Genomic DNA, 20,969 nt, shown 5'->3' on the forward strand with positions numbered 1-20,969 from the left:
CCTGATTCTTCATAAAACTTATCATTAATATGTTCGAATGATGATAGAAAAACCAGATTGCAATTATTACATTCTAAAACCTTTATTTGATTAGAGTCTTTTACTCTATCATGCCTCACTCTAAGATTATTTGACCCACATAGATAGCACTTTGTATGATTATGATTATGATTATCCATATTCACGAATCCAACCTTCCGTATTTATCTTCATATCGTATAACATCATCTTCACCAAAATAACTACCTAACTGTACTTCTGAAATCATCAAGGGGATTGATTGTGAATTGTTCGAAACTCTATGTTTACACCCCTTAGGAATATAAATATACGATCCCTCATTCACGTCCCTTACGCTTTCCCCAATTGTCATTACTCCCTCACCTTTTACAATTACCCAGTGCTCCTCGCGCTTTTTATGCTCTTGAAGACTGAGTTCCTCACCTGGATTGACTTGAATGATTTTCGCTCTTGAGTAGTCACTTAGGAAAACAGTTTTATAATATCCCCATGGTCGATTGTAAATTTCATGATCAATTGTATGTCCGTCTAACAAAGAAAAATCATATCTACAATCCCATTCTAGCCCTTCAAGTAGTGCCGTATGTAGCTGAACTTTGGTCAACACATTAACTAACTTTCCTTCTTTATCAACAATTGGTAAAAACCCGATTTTAGATTTCTTGAAAAAACCTATTATTTTATCAAATGAATCATTTACATTAATAAATGAAAACTCACCAGATAAAGCTTCACAAGCAAAAGAAGAGAGTCCTTTCCCCTTTAATAGCGATCTTCTAATATCCCCATCCGTCAATGTTCCTTTTACAACCTCATTAGTATTTATGAGGATAACAAACCCTTTTTTGTTCAGTTCGATTTGTTTCAAGGCTTCCAATATTGTCGCATTTTCATGTAAAGTATATTTAGTTAAATTCATTATTATCACGTCCATCTTTTAATAGTAATAGATCAGCTACTTCTCTGACTGCTCCTTCTCCTCCCCTTCGCAAAGTCACATAATCTACAGAGTCTTTTACGATTTGCATAGCATCGGCAACAGAAAATGAATAGCCTACTTTTTTCAATAGTTCTAAATCATTAATATCATCACCGATATAAGCTACATTTTCATAACTTAAATTATACTTGTCTAACAATTTATCCATTGCAGCTACTTTATCTTTACAGCCTAAATAAACCTCTTTAATACCTAATTTTTCTGCCCTTTTTTTAACTATTTCAGTATTTTCTCCAGTAAGAATTGCTAAAATTATATTATTGTTTTTCAGCATAGAAAGGCCCATTCCATCCTTAGTGTTGAATTTTTTCAACATGTCGCCTGCGTCTGAATAGTACATTCCTGCGTCAGTTAAAACGCCATCACAATCTGTTGCAAATAATTTTATTTTTCCTGGTTTCAATATTGTTTTTTTTGACGTCTGTGTTACTCTTTTTCTAAGGATTTCTTCAACAATTAGCCAATCTTCTGGTTCATCAATTTCCACATATGTTTCCTCTGGCATTTCGTAATGACCAATTTCACCTGATATTCTTAATCTAGATTCTATTACAGCATCATATTTTGAAATGTAAAAGGCACCATTTTCCACCAAATAACCGTCAAAATCTTGTCTTCTCAACCTGGACTCTACTTTATAGTTTACTGGGTGAACTGTTTCGTTATTATTTTCCCTCCATACAAATCTTTTTTGTCTAACGAGTGACAATAAACTATCGAAGTTATTCAAATAAAACTTTTTAAAGGCCGCGTCTAAATCTTTCGCTTGTAGAAGAGGGCTAGTAGCTTGGATCAATACTATTTCATTAGACTTGACTTCTTTTACAAACTCCATTAATACAGATTCTGTAGTCGATGTATCCGTTGCATTTTCAGGACTACGTTTAACACATTTCAACTTGCCATTATGATTTTTATCATAGCAAGAGATAGAGTTTTCAATTTCAATACTATCAGTACTTACATAAACTTCATCTATATGTTCACATTGCAATGCTGCATCTATTGCCCAATAAACTAGTGGGCGACCATTCATTTTTTTTATATTTTTTAATGGAATAGACTTACTACCACCACGGACAGGTATAAATGCAATTACTTTCTTCTTTTCATTTTTCATTGTTGCTCACGATATTTCAGCTTTTCTCTTTGTACTTTTTCAATTTCAAGGATTTCTTCCTCCTTGAATTTAAGAGCATCCTCTACATTTCTGAGATTAGTAATTAAAGTTTTCATTTCTTCAGGCTCGAGAGATGCTGAATGATCTGTTCCTTTCCAAGTTCTATCTAACGTAAAATGTCTCTCAACCCATTCAGCTCCAAGTGTATAAGCCGCAATATCAACTGCCGTTCCAAGATGATGTCCCGAAAAGCCAATTGATTTAACGATATCTTTGTATTTATTTAGTAATCGTGTGATTTCTTTCAAACAAATATCTTTATATGGAACTGGATACCCGGAAGTACAGTTGTATAGGACAACATCTTTATTTCTATCTTTTTCTACAAAAAACTGAATTAGTTCATCAATTTCATTATAATTCGTCATCCCTGTGGAAACATGAATTTCTCCAGCGTAATTGTCGCAGAGCCAACCAAGCATCTCGTAATGATTATTCATTGCAGAAGGTATTTTTATTAGTTTTGGTTTTAGCGATGCTATTTCTTTAGCAGAGGTTAAGTCCCACACAGATGTGCTGTATGTAATTCCGAATTCCTCGCAATACTTTTTCAACTCTTTATGCTGTTCAAGTGACAACTCTAGAAACTCTCTATGTTCACCATAAGTATTCCCATATGAGTTTGCAGAATTTGGATGAGGGGCGTTATATTGTTCTTCAGACAATAACTCTTTATTGTTACGCTTTTGAAACTTAACTACATCGGCATTACAGTAAACCGCGGCTATATTAATCAATTGTTTCGCAATTTTCATATCACCTTTATGATTACAGCCAACTTCAACAATTACTTTTGATTTCATTTTATACTCTCCTCGTATATCTGTTTTTTTATTTTCCAATTCGCAACTTCATTTCTTCAAAGTACGGAAAAACAGCTTCATGATGGCGATGAATTTCGTACAAAAATGCGTGGAATAAACGAACAACGACTTCTGCTTTCTTCAAGACATCTGGTTCGTATCTGATAGACTGACTTTTTTCTGAAAGATGTTCATTTTGCACTCTGACCATTGGTTCAATGAAACCAACGTAAAAAGAATTCCGCTTTAATTTAGTAAATTGCTTATCGAATGCGGCGAAACGTTTCTCCATAATTCCCGATTGTTTCTTTTGCAAAGCCACTTGTATAGTTTGTAACTCATCCAGTGAACTTTGCAAGAGCTTCCTACAATTTTTTTCTTCACGCTTAAGTAATTGTAGACGTTCTTCTGTATAATCCATATTGTAAGTATTTACGTTATTACTCCATCCTTGCAAAACAGTCTTGACTATGAACTTTTCATTTATTAGATCATCTAAGTCTTTAAACGAAGTACCCTCGATTTGAGCACCGACTTTTGTTGTATTAATCACTTCAATATGCCTATTCGCACCGATATGCATTTCAAGTTGCTGACGCATTCGATTATATCCATCATTCGTTTTTATGTCATTTCCATGCACATCTTTTATCGTAAATGCTTCTTTTTTTTCTTCTTCATTCAATTCATTTTCAACAGAGTCGTATTCAATCCCCGATGCATATCTTTTATTGTCTTTAAATCCTAAGTTCTGTCCTGCCAATACTATTGGATTATTGCCAAGTTGCATAAGTAATTGTAGAGTTACGACTGCGATTGAAGGTGCATCTAAAACAATACCAATAGATTCAGTTGTGTCCAATAACTGCGGGGAAACCGTGTCTTGACTTGTGATCATGTGCATCATCTTTCCAGGATACTCTTCAAGTGTCTCATACCCCACAGAACTTCCGAAAACTAACGGAATATCAGTAATATTTTCATCTTTAATTTTCTGCATAACGAGTTGATTTCGCTCAGTAGGATCATACGTACAAGCCGCATCCGGATAAATTCCATGCTCAATCAATGCATTAATCGCCGATCCTACAGAGAAGATATAAGCCAGTCCATTCTCTTTTATATAACGTAAATTCTCAAATTCCTCGTTCAATGAAGGACCTGCCGCGACGATGATAGCTGGTTTTCCTTCGAATGCACTTTTGTCGATGTCATGTAGGATATTCGGTGTTTTTAAAACGGTTGGGAAGTTTTTGATGGAGTTGATTGTCCATCGTTTTTGGAATGAAGCATCTGTTGCGATAGCACTTCTTTTTTCTTTAAGTGATTCAAGAACTTTCTTCATAATTGTATTAATTTGCCCACTGTATATATTTTCGTGAAATGGGAGTGTGATAATTTGTAGTTTCCCTTTAGATAATCCAAGCAGGTGCCCTAAGTCATTTGTTATGTCAGCATTGTTTGTTCCGGTAAATATTCGTGTCAGATTATGGAGTGGCAATGCATGTAGTTTCACATTAGCCAGGTATGCCAGGAGTATTTCCTCATTAGGTTCATAAATTGAGAACTTTGTGTCTGGATGTGCTTCCATAAACTTTTTAATATGATAGCCAAGACCTGCTCCGACGAAGAGGACATGGTTGTATTTCAGAGTTTCATACTTACTAACAAGACGTTCTGCATCTTTTTCAGGATCATATTTACTGTGAAGATATTGTGTTTTTCCATCGAGTGCTATTTTAAGCGTCGGGACACCGGTCTTCGCTTGTTCCACAATAACGTTGCCAGCCGGTATGTTGTTCTCAATTTCCGTTAACCTGTTTAACAGTTCTCTGTTTTTTATCCGCAAGACATTTCGGTTGTCAATTAAGATCATGACGTGTTCCCTCGGTGTCGATTGTTATTTTCATTTCTGCCGCGAGTGCTTCGAAGACAGGGAGTATCTCATAGTGGAGCATGTCGGCAATCAGAATGGTATCTGTATTCTTAAGCGCCTCTTCAAAGTTTTTAAGTTCATTTTGCATTGCCAAAGTGGGTGTAAGTACTTCGCTCCAATTGGATGGGCGTACGACCGATTTTTCAACGGTTTCAATCATTGTGGACAGCCATTGGATACCCTCGAATAACTCACCTAATTCGGCCCAACTAGATGGCGAAGGATTGTTGTAAAATTCATCAGCTAACGTTGTGATATGTGGAACAGCACGTTTAGTATATTCTTCCGCAGATAATAAAAGATTGTTTATAAACTCTTTCGCAGATACAGAAATGATTTCAAGCGATTCAATTGCCGTTGAATTCATATTTAGGAATGCTTCTGGATCTTCGAATACTTCTTTCCCATCTACAATGAAATGACTGAAGTAGAAATCATCTTGTAAAAAGGCATTAATTTTTTCTAACACTTCTTCTACCAATAGTGTTTGTCCCAATTCGATTACTTGTTCATTAAAAAGGAGTTTCATATATGTTCCCCCAAAGTTTTATATGTATTTACTCTATCCTTCTATTATATCGGTTGAAATCGGCATTGTTCAAATGAATTATGTTCTTTACTTCATTTATTCAAGACTACTTATGTATTACAATAGTTATGGAGGGATGGACGTGAAAATATCAATTGTCGAGACAAGAACCGTTCCAACAATTAAAGTCGATTTGAACGGGAAATGTGCTGTTTTCCATAGTAAGTATGATCCATTACACGAAGCGGCCGTTTGGAGTGAGAACTCGCTTAAATATTTGAAAGACCAAGAAGAGATTGTCATAGTTGGACTTGGCGCAGGCTATCATATACGTGCGTTAGCGAAGGTTATGCCCAATAAACTTATCACTGTTATTGAATTTAATGATACTTTTTTTAAGTGGTTTAAAAATAGTTCTTTTTATGCACATATTGTAATCCTTGAAAATGTGTCCATAAAACAATTTAGTTGTCTTTCGCCAACCATGAAAGAAAGTATTTTTTCCTCTGTCAGCTCTACGAATTTATTGATTCATAAAAATGGATTGGATATTTTGCCGGATGAATATGAGAGTGTGAAAGCAGTATTAGAAGATATTAAACTTCAGAAAAACTCGATTATGAACCAAATAGGAAATATGAATACGAATTTCGAGAAAAATGTGCTTCTGAATGACAAAGGTATTGGAAAGTTACAAAATAAATACAAGGGAAAGCCAATGATTTTAGTTTCCGCCGGTCCATCGCTTGATAAGCAATTACCTTTATTAAAAAAAATAAACGATGAAAAAAAATTTATTATCGGAGCTGTCGGAACTGCGGTAAAACCATTGGTTAAATTCGGAATTATTCCGGACTTCTTTGCAATCATTGATCCTAACCAAGCAACCTATAATCAATTAACTGATCTTGCACTTCCCAAAACTGTATTGTTTTATTTAAGTACTGCTTATCATGATACCATTATGTTGCATAATGGACCCAGGCGAATATTGTGGCAAGATGGTTATGGGGAAGCAGAAAAAATGGCACCTAAGAAAAAAGATCCCTTAATTCAAACTGGTGGATCCGTTGCGACTGCATTACTCGATTTAATGGTTTACCTAGGTGCAGAATCCATCGCACTCGTCGGACAAGACTTAGCGTATACAGATGGAAAAAGTCATGCGAATGAAACTCATGCACAAAAAGAAATTAAAGAGACTCAAAATGCAAAAAAAGTGATGAATTATGGTCAAACCGGAGAGGTGTATACAGCAAATAATTTAAATATTTATCGGAAATGGTTTGAAAACTATGCGAAGGAGCATCCGCATCTACAACTTTACAATTGCACTGAAGGTGGGGCATATATTCACAACTGGGTGCATATTAGTTTACAAAATCAGCATCTTAAATACACATAACAAAACGCGGCTGTAGTTTCCTGGCCGCGTTTTGTTGTTGCTATTAACGTAGAAGTTGGAGTACACCTTGTGGCTGTTGGTTGGCTTGAGCCAACATTGCTTGAGCTGCTTGAGTCAAGATATTGTTTTTAGTGAAGTCCATCATTTCTTTCGCCATGTCGACGTCACGAATACGTGATTCTGCTGCAGTCAAGTTCTCGGAAGCTGTTCCAAGGTTATTTATTGTGTGTTCTAAACGGTTTTGATATGATCCGAGTTTGGAACGTTCTGCTGATACTGTTGCCATTGCTTTGTCGAGTACCTGAATTGCTTTTGTTGCTAAATCGTGAGTTGAAATATCCAAAGCATATTCAGTTCCTGAGCTTACATCCGTAAGCGAGTCGTTACCGCTTGCAATTACAAACTTCGCTCCTGAAGTTGCATTGGCCCCGGCACCACCTGCAATTCCCAATTTTGCAGCCCGCATATCGGCAATTTGAAGCTCTAATGATTGTCCGTTATTTGAACCTACTTGGAAATTTAGTGCAGCTCCATTACCGCCAGTTCCACCACTTGTAGTTTTGTCTCCATTAATCAACTTTTGCGTATTAAACTCGGTGTTGTTTCCAATACGGTTGATTTCCGATGTCAATTGGTTCATTTCTTTTTGAATTTCCCCACGATCTGATGTCGTGTTTGTATCGTTTGATGACTGAACAGCAAGTTCACGCATTCTTTGAAGAATCGAGTGTGTTTCGTTCAATGCACCTTCAGCTGTTTGAATAAGTGAAATACCATCTTGTGAGTTTTTTGCTGCCATATCTAGACCACGGATTTGGCCACGCATTTTTTCGGAGATTGCAAGACCTGCTGCATCGTCTCCTGCACGGTTGATTTTAAGTCCTGAAGATAGTTTCTCCAAGTTTTTTGAAGCGTTCGTGTTGTTCATACCTAGTTGGCGGTGTGTGTTGAGTGCCGCGATGTTATGATTAATAATCATTGTATTTTCCTCCTTGAGTTTGTTCGGTTCACGTCCTTGTGAACCAGATTTGTTTTTTGATTGCGGAGTGAGAAGTCGGCCGAACTCTTCACTGTCGCTTACAGTGTTTATATCGGGAATCATTACCTATTGTTTAGCTAAACTTGTTAGATTTCAAAACAAAAACACGGCCGACTTCTCGGACCGTGTTTTGTTTTATAGTTTTTAACGTAGAAGTTGAAGTACGCCTTGCGGCTGTTGGTTGGCTTGAGCCAACATTGCTTGAGCTGCTTGAGTCAAGATGTTGTTCTTAGTGAAGTCCATCATTTCTTTCGCCATGTCGACGTCACGAATGCGTGATTCCGCTGCAGTCAAGTTCTCGGAAGCTGTTCCAAGGTTATTGATAGTGTGTTCTAAACGGTTTTGGTATGAACCGAGTTTAGAACGCTCAGCTGATACTGTTGCCATTGCTTTGTCGAGTATCTCAACAGCTTGAGTCGCTTTGTCGTGCGTAGAAATATCTAACGCATATTCGGCACCAGACGCACTAGTGTCCGTCAGTTTATTAGCAGCTGTACTAGCAAATTTAGCATCCGTAGTTGTTGTAGATCCACTTATTGTAGCCGATCCCCCTGAAGTACCTGCAATCCCCAATGCTTTTGCACGCATATCTGAGATTTCCAATTTCAGAGCTTGACCGTTATTTGAACCTACTTGGAAGCTCAGTGCTGCACCACTTGTTGCAGTGTCTTTATTTCCGTTAATTAATTTCTGTGTATTGAATTCTGTGTTGTTTCCAATACGGTTGATTTCTGACGTAAGCTGATTCATTTCTTTTTGAATTTCACCACGATCTGATGTTGTGTTTGTGTCGTTTGAAGATTGAACCGCAAGTTCACGCATTCTTTGAAGAATCGAGTGTGTTTCGTTCAACGCACCTTCAGCTGTTTGGATGAGTGAAATACCATCCTGTGAGTTTTTCGCTGCCATATCTAAACCACGAATTTGTCCACGCATTTTTTCAGAGATTGCAAGACCCGCTGCATCGTCGCCAGCGCGGTTAATTTTAAGTCCTGAAGATAATTTCTCCAAGTTTTTTGAAGCGTTTGTGTTATTCATACCTAGTTGGCGGTGTGTGTTGAGTGCCGCGATGTTATGATTGATAATCATTGTTGTTTTCCTCCTTGAGTGTGTTCAGTCCACGTCCTTGTGAACCAAATTTGTTATTTGATTGCGGAGTGAGTAGTCGGCCGAACTCTTCACTGTCGCTTACTGTGTTTATATCGGGAATCATTACCTATTGTTTAGCTAGATTTGTTAGATTTCAAAACAAAAACACGGCCGATTACTCGGACCGTGTTATATATTAATGATAGTATTAACGTAGAAGTTGAAGTACACCTTGTGGCTGTTGGTTGGCTTGAGCCAACATTGCTTGAGCTGCTTGAGTCAAGATATTGTTCTTAGTGAAGTCCATCATTTCTTTCGCCATGTCGACGTCACGAATACGTGATTCTGCTGCTGTCAAGTTCTCGGATGCTGTTCCAAGGTTGTTGATTGTGTGTTCTAAACGGTTTTGGTATGAACCGAGTTTAGAACGTTCAGCTGATACTGTTGCCATTGCTTTGTCAAGTACTTCGATTGCAGCTGTAGCACTTGCATGAGTAGATATATCTAACGCAAACTCAGTTCCAGTACCAGCACTTGTATCAGTCAAGACATTTCCAGATCCCGCTGCGAAAGCCGAGCCACTAACTGTTCCAGCTGTTGATGCTGTAACATGTGCAATACCTAATTTAACTGCCCTCATATCAGAAATATTGAGTTCTAAAGCTTGTCCATTGTTAGAACCTACTTGGAAGCTCATAACGCCAGAAGCTGTTGATTTGTCTCCATTAATCAATTTCTGAGTATTAAATTCTGTATTATTCCCAATACGGTTGATTTCAGATGTCAGCTGGTTCATTTCTTTTTGAATTTCGCCGCGATCTGAAGTTGTGTTCGTATCGTTTGAAGATTGAACCGCAAGTTCGCGCATCCGTTGAAGGATGGAATGTGTTTCATTCAATGCTCCCTCGGCTGTTTGAATAAGTGAAATTCCGTCTTGTGAGTTTTTTGCCGCCATATCTAGACCGCGAATTTGTCCACGCATTTTTTCAGAGATTGCAAGGCCCGCCGCATCGTCTCCAGCACGGTTGATTTTAAGTCCTGAAGATAGTTTCTCCAAGTTTTTTGAAGCGTTCGTGTTGTTCATGCCTAGTTGGCGGTGTGTGTTAAGTGCTGCGATATTGTGATTAATTATCATTATTTTTTTCCTCCTTGAGTGTGTTCGGTTCACGTCCTTGTGAACCGGATTTGGTTGTTGCTTACGAGGTGAAAAGTCGGCCGAACTTTTCACTGTCGCTTACAGTGTTTATATCGGGAATCATTACCTATTGTTTAGCAAAACTTGTTAAGATTTCAAAACAAAAACACGGTCAATTGCTCGGACCGTGTTTTATGTTAAATATTATATTAACGTAGAAGTTGAAGTACGCCTTGTGGCTGTTGGTTGGCTTGAGCCAACATTGCTTGTGCCGCTTGAGTCAAGATGTTGTTCTTAGTGAAGTCCATCATTTCTTTCGCCATGTCGACGTCACGAATGCGCGATTCCGCTGCAGTCAAGTTCTCAGAAGCTGTTCCAAGGTTGTTGATTGTGTGTTCTAAGCGGTTTTGGTATGAACCGAGTTTAGAACGTTCAGACGATACTTTAGCCATTGCATCGTCAAGCACTTCGATTGCAGCAGTTGCTTTCGCATGAGTAGAAATATCTAAAGCGTATTCTGATACCGCAGCATCACTACTATCAGTCAATGTATTTCCAGATCCAGTTGTAAAGGCAGTACCACTAGTACTTGAAATCCCTAATGCACTGGCCCTCATATCTGCGATTTCCAATTTCAATGATTGACCATTATTTGAACCTACTTGGAAGCTCAATGCTGCACCACTTGTCGCACTGTCCTTATCACCATTAATTAGTTTTTGCGTGTTGAATTCTGTATTGTTTCCAATACGGTTAATTTCAGATGTAAGCTGGTTCATTTCCTTTTGAATTTCACCGCGATCTGATGTTGTGTTTGTATCGTTTGAAGATTGAACCGCAAGTTCGCGCATCCGTTGAAGGATGGAATGTGTTTCATTCAATGCTCCCTCGGCTGTTTGAATAAGTGAAATTCCGTCTTGTGAGTTTTTTGCCGCCATATCTAGACCACGAATTTGTCCACGCATTTTTTCAGAGATTGCAAGACCCGCCGCATCGTCTCCAGCACGGTTGATTTTAAGTCCTGAAGATAGTTTCTCCAAGTTTTTTGAAGCGTTCATGTTATTCATGCCTAGTTGGCGGTGTGTGTTGAGCGCTGCGATGTTGTGATTAATAATCATTATTTTTCCTCCTTGAGTGTGTTCGGTTCACGTCCTTGTGAACCGGATTTAGTTGTTGCTTGCGAGGTGAAAAGTCGGCCGAACTTTTTACTGTCGCTTACAGTGTTTATATCGGGAATCATTACCTATTGTTTATCTAGACTTGTTAAATTTCAAAATAAAAAATGGTCCAATTGCTCAGACCGTGTTTTATATTAGAGAGGGTATTAACGTAGAAGTTGAAGTACACCTTGTGGCTGTTGGTTGGCTTGAGCCAACATTGCTTGTGCAGCTTGAGTCAAGATGTTGTTCTTAGTGAAGTCCATCATTTCTTTCGCCATGTCGACGTCACGAATGCGTGATTCCGCTGCAGTCAAGTTCTCGGAAGCTGTTCCAAGGTTATTGATTGTGTGTTCTAAACGGTTTTGGTATGAACCAAGTTTAGATCGTTCAGCTGATACTTTAGCCATTGCAATGTCAAGTACTTCAACAGCTTTTGTAGCTTTTGTATGACTTGTAATATCAAGCGCATATTCATCCCCAGCAGAAACGTCTGTTAACTTATCAGTATCTGCAGCCGCTGCAAATGATGCACCACTAGTACCAGCTGATCCGGAAACTTTGGCTGAATCTTCAGCAGCACCTGCTATTCCTAAGCTAGCAGCACGCATATCAGCAATTTCTAATTTTAGGGCCTGTCCATTATTTGAACCCACCTGAAAGCTCATCGCATTGCCTGAACCTGTTTTATCACCATTAATCAATTTCTGGGTGTTGAATTCTGTGTTATTCCCAATACGATTGATTTCTGATGTTAATTGGTTCATTTCTTTTTGGATTTCACCACGATCGGATGTTGTGTTTGTATCATTTGATGACTGAACGGCAAGTTCGCGCATCCGTTGAAGAATGGAATGTGTTTCATTTAATGCGCCTTCAGCTGTTTGAATAAGTGAAATACCATCTTGTGAGTTTTTTGCCGCCATATCTAGACCACGAATTTGTCCACGCATTTTTTCAGAGATTGCAAGACCCGCCGCATCGTCTCCAGCACGGTTGATTTTAAGTCCTGAAGATAGTTTCTCCAAGTTTTTTGAAGCGTTCATGTTATTCATGCCTAGTTGGCGGTGTGTGTTGAGTGCCGCGATGTTGTGATTAATAATCATTATTTTTCCTCCTTGAGTGTGTTCGGTTCACGTCCTTGTAAACCGGATTTGGTTGTTGCTTGCGGAGTGAAGGGCCGACCGAACTCTTTACTACCGCTCACAGTACTTATATCGGATAGGTAACTGTCGTGTTTAGCCTTTTTAGTAGTAAGCTAGTTTTTCTTTGTAAGTTGTGAAAATAGAGTAGAGTCCACTATCGTTGCTTCTGCGTTTGATTGGGAGATGGAAAGGACAAGTTCCCCACGAAGGATATCCACAGATTTTGGTGCTTCGATACCGATTCGAACCGTGTCACCCTTCACTTCCAAGATGCGTAGCTCGATGTCATCACCGATTTGGATTGTTTCGTTCGTTTTTCGCGATAGTACGAGCATGTCAGTCCCCCCCCTTCCCGGCTGTTAGTGAACCGATTGGGTGACGTATGGGAAATATGTTATCGTTCAGGATCATCTGTTTCGCTTTTTTTGTTTTCGTTTGGAAGATAAGTGGCGCTTGTAGATTGATTGTTGATGATTCGAATGGCTCTTTTAAGGATAAAACTCCCAAAATAAAGACGTCTTGCTCTTTTTCGATGTTTAATAGGTCGATTGTCGGTTCATCCACGGTGAAGGAGTAGTCTCCTGCGAGCGTGTATGGGTTTGCAACGATAAGTGCGACATCAGTTGTTTTAGTTGATTGAAGTACTTGGAAAAGATCATTGTCTTCAATAGGGAGGAGTGCGAATTCTTTTTCGGCTTCGAAGCCAGGGATGCCTTTTGGAAAGTTCCATGTTTGGTCGATTTGAATTTCGAGTGAGCCGTGGAATTTTGTTTGGATTATCACGTTATCTTCTCCTTTTAAATTGTTATTGATAGTTTATAACTTCCTATGTCAGAAACAAAATAGACCGGCATTTGCCAGTTTATTAGGTATGTATATACATTCGAATGCCAAGCGGCTGTTTTACGTTGCGCAGACATCCTCGCATCTCTATATGTATATTCATTTAATATTTGACATCGATTTGGATGGATGGGTATTGTTCCATCTGTCCGGTTACTTTGCCTTGTGTATAGTTATGGATTGGTTTATTGATTTGGACGTCGTTAATGGATTTTTGTGGTGTTGCTTGGATGTTAAGTGTTCCCGGTTGGATGGCCATTTGAATTTGGGATCGGTTGCCTACGAATCGGATGCCAAGTGGTGCGGGTGACGGGGTAGTATTTTGTTTGGCAATCGCTGCAATCGCGTTACCGCCGTTGCCAATTTTCACTAGTTGCCGTCCTTCTTGCGCCCGTCTTGCGATACCTTCCATTGCACCTTGTTTGCCCAGTTGTGCGTACTCATTGCTTCGTCTGAATACACTCTTCATGTCGACATCTGCACGCGCTTCAGTTGTGTCGAGTGAGAGTTGCGGCCTTGTTGTGGATATTTCTAAAATGGCGGCTGGTTGTTGTTGGGATAGTGTTGCTCTAGGTTGCTCGATTTCTTGGCTCGGTTTTGTCATTTGAAGACCGAGAATTCCCTTTGTTGTTTGAATTTGTAATTGTGGGATGTTCACTATTGTCACCTTCTAAAGAAAGCGTTTGGAGGTTCTCCAAACGCTTTCTGCGATTTTATTCAGCTTATTCCAGATAACCATGACATCACTTATGCTAAGTTAGGATTTAACGAAGGAAGTCTACTAGTGATGGCTGGATAATGCGTGCGCCTACTGAGAGAGCCGCGTTATGGATTGCTTCCTGGGTAAGCATGTCAGTAATGACTTTTTCGTAGTCGATGTCTTCATTTTCCGATTGTTGTTTTTTGGCTGCGCCTTCTTGCATTTCGAGACGGTTGTGCATCAGTTCTGCACGATTAGAACGTGCGCCGATATCGGCACGACTCGTGAGTACAGCATCCAATTGTGTATCGATTTGTTTAATGGCTTCTCCAAAATCAACATCATCATCACCGGCTGTAATAACTTTAAACAATTCATCTATTCCTTCAAATAAAGCAGTTGCATTTGTATTAACTTTCAAATTCACTCCATCAAACACTTCAATTTCTATGCTTTTGTCAAATGCTGTCGTATCCGCTGGGAACGACTTTGCTACTTTATCGTATAAGGGCTTATCTGTCATCGTTCCACTAAAAATATACTTGTCGCCAACTTTTGTATTCGCAAGATCCTGAATTTGTTCTTGTAGTTGCTTAAGTTCGATTTTGATTTTATCCCGATCTTCTGGAGTCATTGCACCAGTATTTGCTGCATTCGTGACCAGTTCTTTAGCGCGGTGCAATGCTTGCCCGACGTTATCCAAGGCATCGTCCGAACTGTCCAGCCAATTGTTCACTTCGCCAAGATTTTTCTGATACTGAGCGACTTTGTCCACTTGCATGCGATAGCCCATCCCTTTCATGACGACGACTGGATCGTCGGATGGACGATTCACTTTTTTCCCAGAGGACAATTGTTCTTGTAGTTTACCCATTTTATTGTAGCTCGATGTCAAGTTGCGGAGCATATTATTGGATAACATTGATTGTGTTACACGCATTTAATTGGTTCCCCCTTCTTATCTACCTGCGACGCCCATTCCGTTGATGATTTTGTCGAGTGTTTCATCGACAACAGTGATCATTCTTGCAGAAGCGTTATAAGCCTGTTGGAATTTAATCATGTCGGTCATTTCCTCATCAAGCGAGACGGAACTGATAGAATCCCGACGATTGGAGACGGCACCCAATAATGTTGCAGTATTGAACACAAGTTTTACGGCTTGTTGTCCTTCGACACCTAGTTTTCCGACGACGCCTGAGAAATAGGTTTGGATGGTTGATTTACCGAGATCGTCCATCGCTTTAAATTGGACATCTGAGAGATTTTTAGCATTTTTACCATTCCCGACTTCTGTCGATCCTTCTGGGGAATTTGAAGCAGCTAATAAATTCGGATCTTTCGAGAGTTGTTCATTAACTATTATATTTCCTGCTGTAAATGGTTCCCCCGTTACTTTCGAATCGAAGAAATTAGTTCCTAGATTACCATTTAAATCAGTACCAGTTGAATGCACTTTGTTCATTTCATTTGCAAATGCCGCTGCCATTTTATTTAACTCAGCGATCATGTCAGGGTATAGACCTTTCCCATCGGGAGTGCCATCAGCGGATCCGAATGAATTGACTAATGACTTTAATTTACCAGCTGTCTGCATATTATCTATAGTTATATTATTAACAGCTGCTGGACCACCTGTAAAAGTGAAGCCTGTCATTGGACCTGTTGGATTTCCTTCGATGTCCGCTCCATCTACGGATATCTTTGAAAAGTCTTTTCCAGCAACCACTGTAATTGGATCGCCAGTGGTTTTAATTTTCACCGTAACGGTACCCTCGGCAATCGCCAATGCACGGCCGCCAGATTTTTCATAGCTTGTTTCAATCGGTACATAGCTTGATAGTTCATCCAACAGCATATCCCGTGCGTCGTATAAATCGTTCGGCATATAGCCGTTTGGTTCAACTTCTGATATTTGACGGTTAAGATCTCCGATTTGCTCAAGAATCGAATTGATGTCTTTTGTCGAGAAGCCGATTTCCTTGCCTAGGTTGGTTTGAATTTCAGTCAGTGATTTATGCATGTAGTTGAATGAATCTGCCACAGCAGATCCATTTTGAATAACCACTGCACGCGCGCCGCCATTTTCCGGGCTTGTCGCAAGCCCCTGTAGGGATGACCAAAATTCGCTGAGTGATTTCTGAAGGCCATATGCAGAAGGCTCTGCAAGCACATCTTCCATTTGTGAAATTGCATTGGATCTTGTTTCCCAATAGCCCAATTTGTTGGATTCGCCTCTGTACTGCTGATCGACAAAGCCGTCTCGGATACGTTGGATGGAACTAGCTTGAACACCGGTTCCGAGGAATCCAGGCATTGTGCCTGCGCTTAAACCGACGCCAGGGAATCCTGCTGTTGTTTCCATATTGACACGCTGGCGTGAGTAGCCGAGTGTGTTGGCATTACTGATGTTGTGCCCTGTTGTATAGAGTGCGGATTGCTGTGTGAACAGGCCACGTTTACTTGTTTCGAGTCCCATGAATGTGGACATTATTTTTCCCCCTCAGGCATTTGTATCAAAGGTTGTTTGTTTAGTAGATACTTTGTTTCCGTTAATTTCTGTTTTTGAGTAGTTGACTGATTCCGGGCGTGGCCGGACCATGTCCAGCGACAGATTCACGAACTGAAGGGACTGGTAGGTCAGCTTCTGGTTCAAATCATTTTGCCATTTCAGGTCATGAATCGCATGCAGGAGACGGTCCCTCGCCTCCTCAAGGCCTTTCTTGTCCGCTTCCGGTACGACGTCGAGCAAGTCGGTGACGGTCGGATTGAGCGGCACTGATCGTCCTTGATCAGTTAAATATTGAGATACAGTAAGTTGCCTTTGAGTATCCATCTGTACGATGGCAGCCAAATGTGCCTGCTCGTCTTTCAGCAGCTGATCGAGTTCATCCATGTCCCCGTTCTTGATGAGTCCAGTCTTATCATATGCGAGTCTCAGCAGACTTCTATGAAGTTTTTCTAGGCTGTCGAGAGACGCCAGAATAGTTGTGATAGACATGTTTTCTTCCTACTTTCATAGCACTCAGTTTTTACGGTTTGAAGTATTTAACCAAGTTGGCAGCGAGCTGCTCGGGATTAACTTCGTACGTTCCCGCTTGCACTTGCGCTTTCAATTCTTGGACGCGTTCATTTCTTTCTACAGTAAATGATGACTTTTCCGACAGTTGTTTTGCTTCGGATGAAATTTCGAGTTTGTCTGTTTTCACTTTTGCTTTCTGCTCTGTCTGTTCCGCCTTCAGCTGATTCGCTTTGTACGGGTTAATGGCAGGGAGATTGAACTTTTCGATTTTCATCTTCATCATGCTCCTTTCGTTGAATGTTTAAATGGTATGTGACTCTTCTTCCTTTATTTCGGCATAAATTCGTGAACGTTTAGGGTCTTTTGAACGAAAAGCGAAAGCGCTTTATAGATAGGAAAAACCGGTCAGTCAAAACTGCCGGTTTTCTTTCTAATTTCGTTTACGCTCCGCGTGGTAGGTTGCTTTGTCATTTGCATCGACTGCATCCCTGAATTCCTGCGCCGCCTCAAACGTTCTCAAGCCATTTTTAATATCTGCCGTACAGCCGACACATAGTTTCCCTGTGTTCGTTAGTTTACCGCAATTATCGCATGGATAACCGAGATTTGGAAATAAAGCCGGCTGAAGTCGTCCTTTGCGTACCCATTGGTGAAGCAGGGTTTCGGTGACGCCAGTTACTTCGACGATTCGTTCAATTGTCGCCGCCCTGTTTTCGCGGCGTCTCAAGAAACGGTATACGACTTCATACATTTTCTCCTCATCCGCAGCGCACTTCGCGCAAACTTCCCTTATCCCTGTAAAGTTGAAAAACTCGCCGCATCTTGGGCAATCTCGCAGTTCTGCCATTTGGTCCATCTCCTGTCATTTCATCGTTCTGCACGGATTAGTGTGACTGCTTCGACACGCGTGGCACCTGCTTCTTTTAAAACGGTTGCCGCGTGACGGAGCGTAGTGCCGGTTGTATAAATATCATCGACTAATCTGTATGTGCCTGGTTGAATTATCATTTTTGGTTTAAGTTTGAATAGCGGTTCCATTGCAAGCCGTTGCTCTTTCGATTTCTCCCCCATTGCTTCGGTACCCGTTTTTTCAAGCAGATGCGTAAAAGGTACGCGGGCGCTTTTTAACAGTTCATCGACATGGGCAAATGTCCGCGCAATCCTTTTTTCGGGATGCATCGGGATTGGGACGATTGTAGCGTTTCCTGTTAAGTATGTGCGCAGTTCATTTGCGAAGACGCTTGCTAATGCGACATCTTGGAGAAATTTGAATTGGTGTAGGTATTCACGCATCGCTTCATTGTATTTATAGAGTGAAGTAACTTGATCCAAAAAAGGTTCTTCATTCTTTATGTCGGCATGTTGGAACTTTTTTGAACAGTCTTGGCAGATATTCGTCTGCTGATCGAGTCCGAGAAGGGCTTGCCATGACGGGTTTGAGGCAATCGGTGTTTCACAAAGGAGACAACTGTTCATGAGCGAACACCTCCTTTATTCAACTGGATGATTTCGTTTTTCGCTTCGTCCATCGCATAAGTGATGCCGTGGTGAAAGAGGACGAAATCGCCTGTTGGATGTTGCACGGAACGCCCGACACGGCCGCCAATTTGGATAAGTGCGCCTTTGTTGAAAATGAGTTGTTCCGAACCGACGACGGCGACTTGGACGTTTGGGATGGTGATGCCACGCTCTAAGATTGTCGTTGTCAAAAGACCGGGTACTTCTTTGTTGCGCAGTGCTTGGACATGTTCTTTCCGATCGGGATGCGATGCATGGACAGCGTGAATACGTGCGTCCAGTTTTTTGAATAGCGGTTCCGCTTGCTCCATGAGGACGATGTGATGGAAGAAGATAAGAAATGGTTCTTTTCGGCATAGTCGCTCTTCTGTCCAGTTGGCTAGTTTTTTCGGCAGCTTCCCTTTTTGAATATGTTTTGCATAATTCCATAAGGCGTCATACCGCGGGATAGGTAATGGATGTCCATGGTATCGATGATTGATGGTTGAAACTTGTCCGGTCTTTTTAATGTCGGCCAGTAGTTTGTCCGACGGTGTAGCGGTGACGAAATGGACGGGCGCTCCCGGTTTCGCTGCTTTTCGAACGGCTCTTCTTAATGTTTCCTCGGCTGTATATGGAAATGCATCCGCTTCATCGACGAAAATGGCATCAAAGGCGTGATGGAAACGGTAAAGCTGATGTGTCGTTGCGAGGATGAGTTGGGCAGATTGCATTGTTGTTTCTGCCCCGCCGTATAACGCGTCGATTGCTGTTTGCGGAAATGCCGCACGGAGGCGCGGTTCTAGTTCTAGAATGACATCTACACGGGGGGCAGCGATGCAAACCCGTTTACCTTCTGTTAACAACTTGTGAATTGGCTCGAATAGGATTTCTGTTTTTCCAGAACCGCAGACGGCATGGATAAGATGTGGGATGCGTTTGGAATTGCTAGCTGTCAGTTCGTTGGATGCCTTCTGTTGTCGCGGTGTAAGTGTACCTTGCCAAGCAATGATGTGGGCTGTCGGGTATATCGGCTGTTCTCCATTCCAGACGATCAGTTCCGTACATGTTGAAACACGACCCATTTTGAGGCAGTGCCTGCAATACGTGCAAGGACCTTCACATTTTGCGCAGTCGAAAGTTGTAAAGCGGGATAGAAGGGTGTTTTCACATCGGTTGCAGAAGTGTTTGGTTTGATGGGCATAGGCTTTGGTTGATGTGATGCCTTGAATGGTTTTGATATGCCGGGATGTAATGTGGGCATCGATTGTTTCAATTGGAAAAGGGGTGTGCAAGCGAAGCCAAATACGGCCAGCCAGGAAGTCCCTGACTGACGGATCGAAAGTATTTGTCATTTGCATCACCTCAATTCTTTGTTTATAACGTTCTTCTTTTGTCTAGTCTAAGCAACCGCTTAGACCTTTCTTTTTACCCATCCAAGCCCCATTGATGCTTCCCCTAAATGTGTACCAATTACGGGTCCAAAGTGGCTGACGGTGAATTTCACATCCGGTAATTGCTCTGAGAGGGCTGCTAGCCATACTTGGGCATCTTCCGGCCGGTTGCCGTGAATGATTGCCGCCTCGAGCGGCATTTTTGCTGCATCTTCCGTTAACAAGTCCACAATCCGTTTCATCGCTTTTTTGCGTGTCCGGATCTTTTCAAACGGCACAATCACTTTGTCTTGGAAATGGAGCAATGGTTTTACTTGGAGAAGTCCCCCAATCAGTGCTTGTGCAGCGGAGAGTCTGCCACCGCGTTGCAGATGTGTCAGGTCGTCCACCATGAAATAAGCGCGCATCGTCTGTTTCATTTCATCCAACTCAGCGATGATTAAATCGGGTGCCATTCCTTCTTTCGCAAGTTCCGCAGCGCGAAGTACGTAAAAGCCTTGCATGTAGCAGGAGATTTCCGAGTCGAATGGATAAACATCCAGGCCTTCCACCATATCGCCTGCTAGCCCAGCACCTGCATATGTTCCACTGATGCCGCTTGATAAATGGATGGAAATAACTGCATCGTACGTGCCTTTCAGTGACTCGAACAGTTCAACGAATTTGCCGATTGGTGGCTGTGAAGACTTTGGCAGCGGTCCGTCTCCTCGTACTTTATCGTAAAAATCGGGTGATAGGATATCAATTTCCTCATCGAACGCTTCCCCGTTCAATGTCACTGATAACGGAATCATCCGAATGTCTAATTCTTTCATTATATGTGCAGGCAAATAGGCCGTACTATCCGTAACAATTGCTGTTTTCAAATTCACATCAACTCCTATCATCTATTCTACCTAAAATGAGGTGAAATAGGTATTTAAATGTGTAAGGTAATCGTGGACACTGTAGAGTGAGTCCGAATAACAGTATGACACCAAGGTCGAGCTATACGTAGAAAAATTACAGACTATATGACAATTCTAGTCAACTCTACGACTTGTCTAATACACGAAACTATAACAAGATACACTA

General features: G+C 40.9%; 22 protein-coding genes. 1 reads left to right on the top strand and 21 read right to left on the bottom strand.

All coding sequences use genetic code 11. The annotated features are described in order from the left end of the window. Nucleotides 1–181: 181 nt before the first annotated feature. Genes MKZ11_RS23270 through MKZ11_RS23290 form a run of 5 tightly spaced genes read right to left on the bottom strand, consistent with a single transcriptional unit; the run spans nt 182 to nt 5,469 of the window. Nucleotides 182–940, bottom strand: a complete 759-nt coding sequence (locus MKZ11_RS23270) for a cupin domain-containing protein (protein ID WP_340796715.1) — start codon at nt 938–940, stop codon at nt 182–184. Then, complete coding sequence (locus MKZ11_RS23275) at nt 927–2,141, bottom strand: cytidylyltransferase domain-containing protein (RefSeq protein ID WP_340796716.1); 1,215 nt, start codon at nt 2,139–2,141, stop codon at nt 927–929. Before MKZ11_RS23275 ends, MKZ11_RS23270 begins: the two co-directional genes overlap by 14 nt. Then, nucleotides 2,138–3,004 carry an N-acetylneuraminate synthase family protein gene (locus MKZ11_RS23280; RefSeq protein WP_340796717.1) on the bottom strand — a complete coding sequence of 289 codons (867 nt, stop codon included), beginning with the start codon at nt 3,002–3,004 and terminating at the stop codon, nt 2,138–2,140. Before MKZ11_RS23280 ends, MKZ11_RS23275 begins: the two co-directional genes overlap by 4 nt. 28 nt (nt 3,005–3,032) lie before the next feature. Beyond that, entirely contained in the window at nt 3,033–4,880 is a 1,848-nt protein-coding gene (locus MKZ11_RS23285; RefSeq protein ID WP_340796718.1) for a motility associated factor glycosyltransferase family protein, read from the bottom strand. Then, nucleotides 4,867–5,469 (bottom strand): hypothetical protein, encoded by a 603-nt coding sequence (locus MKZ11_RS23290; RefSeq protein ID WP_340796719.1) that lies wholly within the window; start codon nt 5,467–5,469, stop codon nt 4,867–4,869. Before MKZ11_RS23290 ends, MKZ11_RS23285 begins: the two co-directional genes overlap by 14 nt. A gap of 277 nt (nt 5,470–5,746) precedes the next feature. Here MKZ11_RS23290 and MKZ11_RS23295 point away from each other — a divergent pair, with 277 nt between their 5' ends. Then, nucleotides 5,747–6,874, top strand: coding sequence for a motility associated factor glycosyltransferase family protein (locus MKZ11_RS23295; RefSeq protein ID WP_340796720.1), 1,128 nt, complete (start codon nt 5,747–5,749; stop codon nt 6,872–6,874). A 43-nt stretch (nt 6,875–6,917) separates the two neighbouring features. Here MKZ11_RS23295 and hag (MKZ11_RS23300) read toward each other — a convergent pair whose 3' ends face one another. The 16 genes from hag (MKZ11_RS23300) to MKZ11_RS23375 form a co-directional block, all read right to left on the bottom strand. After that, nucleotides 6,918–7,853 (bottom strand): flagellin Hag, encoded by a 936-nt coding sequence (hag, locus tag MKZ11_RS23300; protein ID WP_340796721.1) that lies wholly within the window; start codon nt 7,851–7,853, stop codon nt 6,918–6,920. Between the two features lie 204 nt (nt 7,854–8,057). Then, entirely contained in the window at nt 8,058–9,002 is a 945-nt protein-coding gene (gene hag / locus MKZ11_RS23305; RefSeq protein WP_340796722.1) for a flagellin Hag, read from the bottom strand. 208 nt (nt 9,003–9,210) lie between these two features. Next, a complete protein-coding gene (hag, locus tag MKZ11_RS23310; protein ID WP_340796723.1) occupies nt 9,211–10,137 on the bottom strand; it encodes a flagellin Hag in 927 nt (308 codons plus the stop codon). A 209-nt stretch (nt 10,138–10,346) separates the two neighbouring features. Continuing rightward, nucleotides 10,347–11,255: a flagellin Hag gene (hag, locus tag MKZ11_RS23315; protein ID WP_340796724.1), complete on the bottom strand. Its 909-nt coding sequence runs from the start codon at nt 11,253–11,255 to the stop codon at nt 10,347–10,349. A gap of 206 nt (nt 11,256–11,461) precedes the next feature. Beyond that, nucleotides 11,462–12,400 (bottom strand): flagellin Hag, encoded by a 939-nt coding sequence (hag, locus tag MKZ11_RS23320; RefSeq protein WP_340796725.1) that lies wholly within the window; start codon nt 12,398–12,400, stop codon nt 11,462–11,464. 152 nt (nt 12,401–12,552) lie between these two features. Next, complete coding sequence (gene csrA / locus MKZ11_RS23325) at nt 12,553–12,774, bottom strand: carbon storage regulator CsrA (RefSeq protein ID WP_340796726.1); 222 nt, start codon at nt 12,772–12,774, stop codon at nt 12,553–12,555. A gap of 1 nt (nt 12,775) precedes the next feature. Continuing rightward, on the bottom strand, nt 12,776–13,222 hold the full coding sequence (gene fliW, locus MKZ11_RS23330) for a flagellar assembly protein FliW (RefSeq protein WP_340796727.1): 447 nt from the start codon (nt 13,220–13,222) through the stop codon (nt 12,776–12,778). Nucleotides 13,223–13,385: 163 nt separating this feature from the next. Then, nucleotides 13,386–13,940, bottom strand: coding sequence for a DUF6470 family protein (locus MKZ11_RS23335; protein WP_340796728.1), 555 nt, complete (start codon nt 13,938–13,940; stop codon nt 13,386–13,388). Between the two features lie 106 nt (nt 13,941–14,046). Then, nucleotides 14,047–14,922, bottom strand: a complete 876-nt coding sequence (gene flgL / locus MKZ11_RS23340; protein ID WP_340796729.1) for a flagellar hook-associated protein FlgL — start codon at nt 14,920–14,922, stop codon at nt 14,047–14,049. A gap of 18 nt (nt 14,923–14,940) precedes the next feature. Then, a complete protein-coding gene (gene flgK, locus MKZ11_RS23345) occupies nt 14,941–16,473 on the bottom strand; it encodes a flagellar hook-associated protein FlgK (protein WP_340796730.1) in 1,533 nt (510 codons plus the stop codon). Nucleotides 16,474–16,485: 12 nt separating this feature from the next. Continuing rightward, complete coding sequence (locus MKZ11_RS23350) at nt 16,486–16,983, bottom strand: flagellar protein FlgN (RefSeq protein ID WP_340796731.1); 498 nt, start codon at nt 16,981–16,983, stop codon at nt 16,486–16,488. Nucleotides 16,984–17,014: 31 nt separating this feature from the next. Further along, nucleotides 17,015–17,287, bottom strand: coding sequence for a flagellar biosynthesis anti-sigma factor FlgM (gene flgM, locus MKZ11_RS23355; protein WP_340796732.1), 273 nt, complete (start codon nt 17,285–17,287; stop codon nt 17,015–17,017). 147 nt (nt 17,288–17,434) lie between these two features. Then, the gene (locus tag MKZ11_RS23360; protein ID WP_340796733.1) at nt 17,435–17,851 is read right to left on the bottom strand and encodes a TIGR03826 family flagellar region protein; all 417 of its coding nucleotides are present in this window, start codon (nt 17,849–17,851) and stop codon (nt 17,435–17,437) included. A 20-nt stretch (nt 17,852–17,871) separates the two neighbouring features. After that, on the bottom strand, nt 17,872–18,480 hold the full coding sequence (locus MKZ11_RS23365) for a ComF family protein (protein WP_340796734.1): 609 nt from the start codon (nt 18,478–18,480) through the stop codon (nt 17,872–17,874). After that, nucleotides 18,477–19,586, bottom strand: a complete 1,110-nt coding sequence (locus MKZ11_RS23370) for a DEAD/DEAH box helicase (protein WP_340796735.1) — start codon at nt 19,584–19,586, stop codon at nt 18,477–18,479. Before MKZ11_RS23370 ends, MKZ11_RS23365 begins: the two co-directional genes overlap by 4 nt. A 329-nt stretch (nt 19,587–19,915) precedes the next feature. Then, nucleotides 19,916–20,761, bottom strand: a complete 846-nt coding sequence (locus tag MKZ11_RS23375; RefSeq protein ID WP_340796736.1) for a DegV family protein — start codon at nt 20,759–20,761, stop codon at nt 19,916–19,918. Between the last annotated feature and the right edge of the window lie 208 nt (nt 20,762–20,969).

The sequence above is a fragment of the Sporosarcina sp. FSL K6-1508 genome (assembly GCF_038007465.1).
Taxonomy (GTDB): domain Bacteria; phylum Bacillota; class Bacilli; order Bacillales_A; family Planococcaceae; genus Sporosarcina; species Sporosarcina psychrophila_B.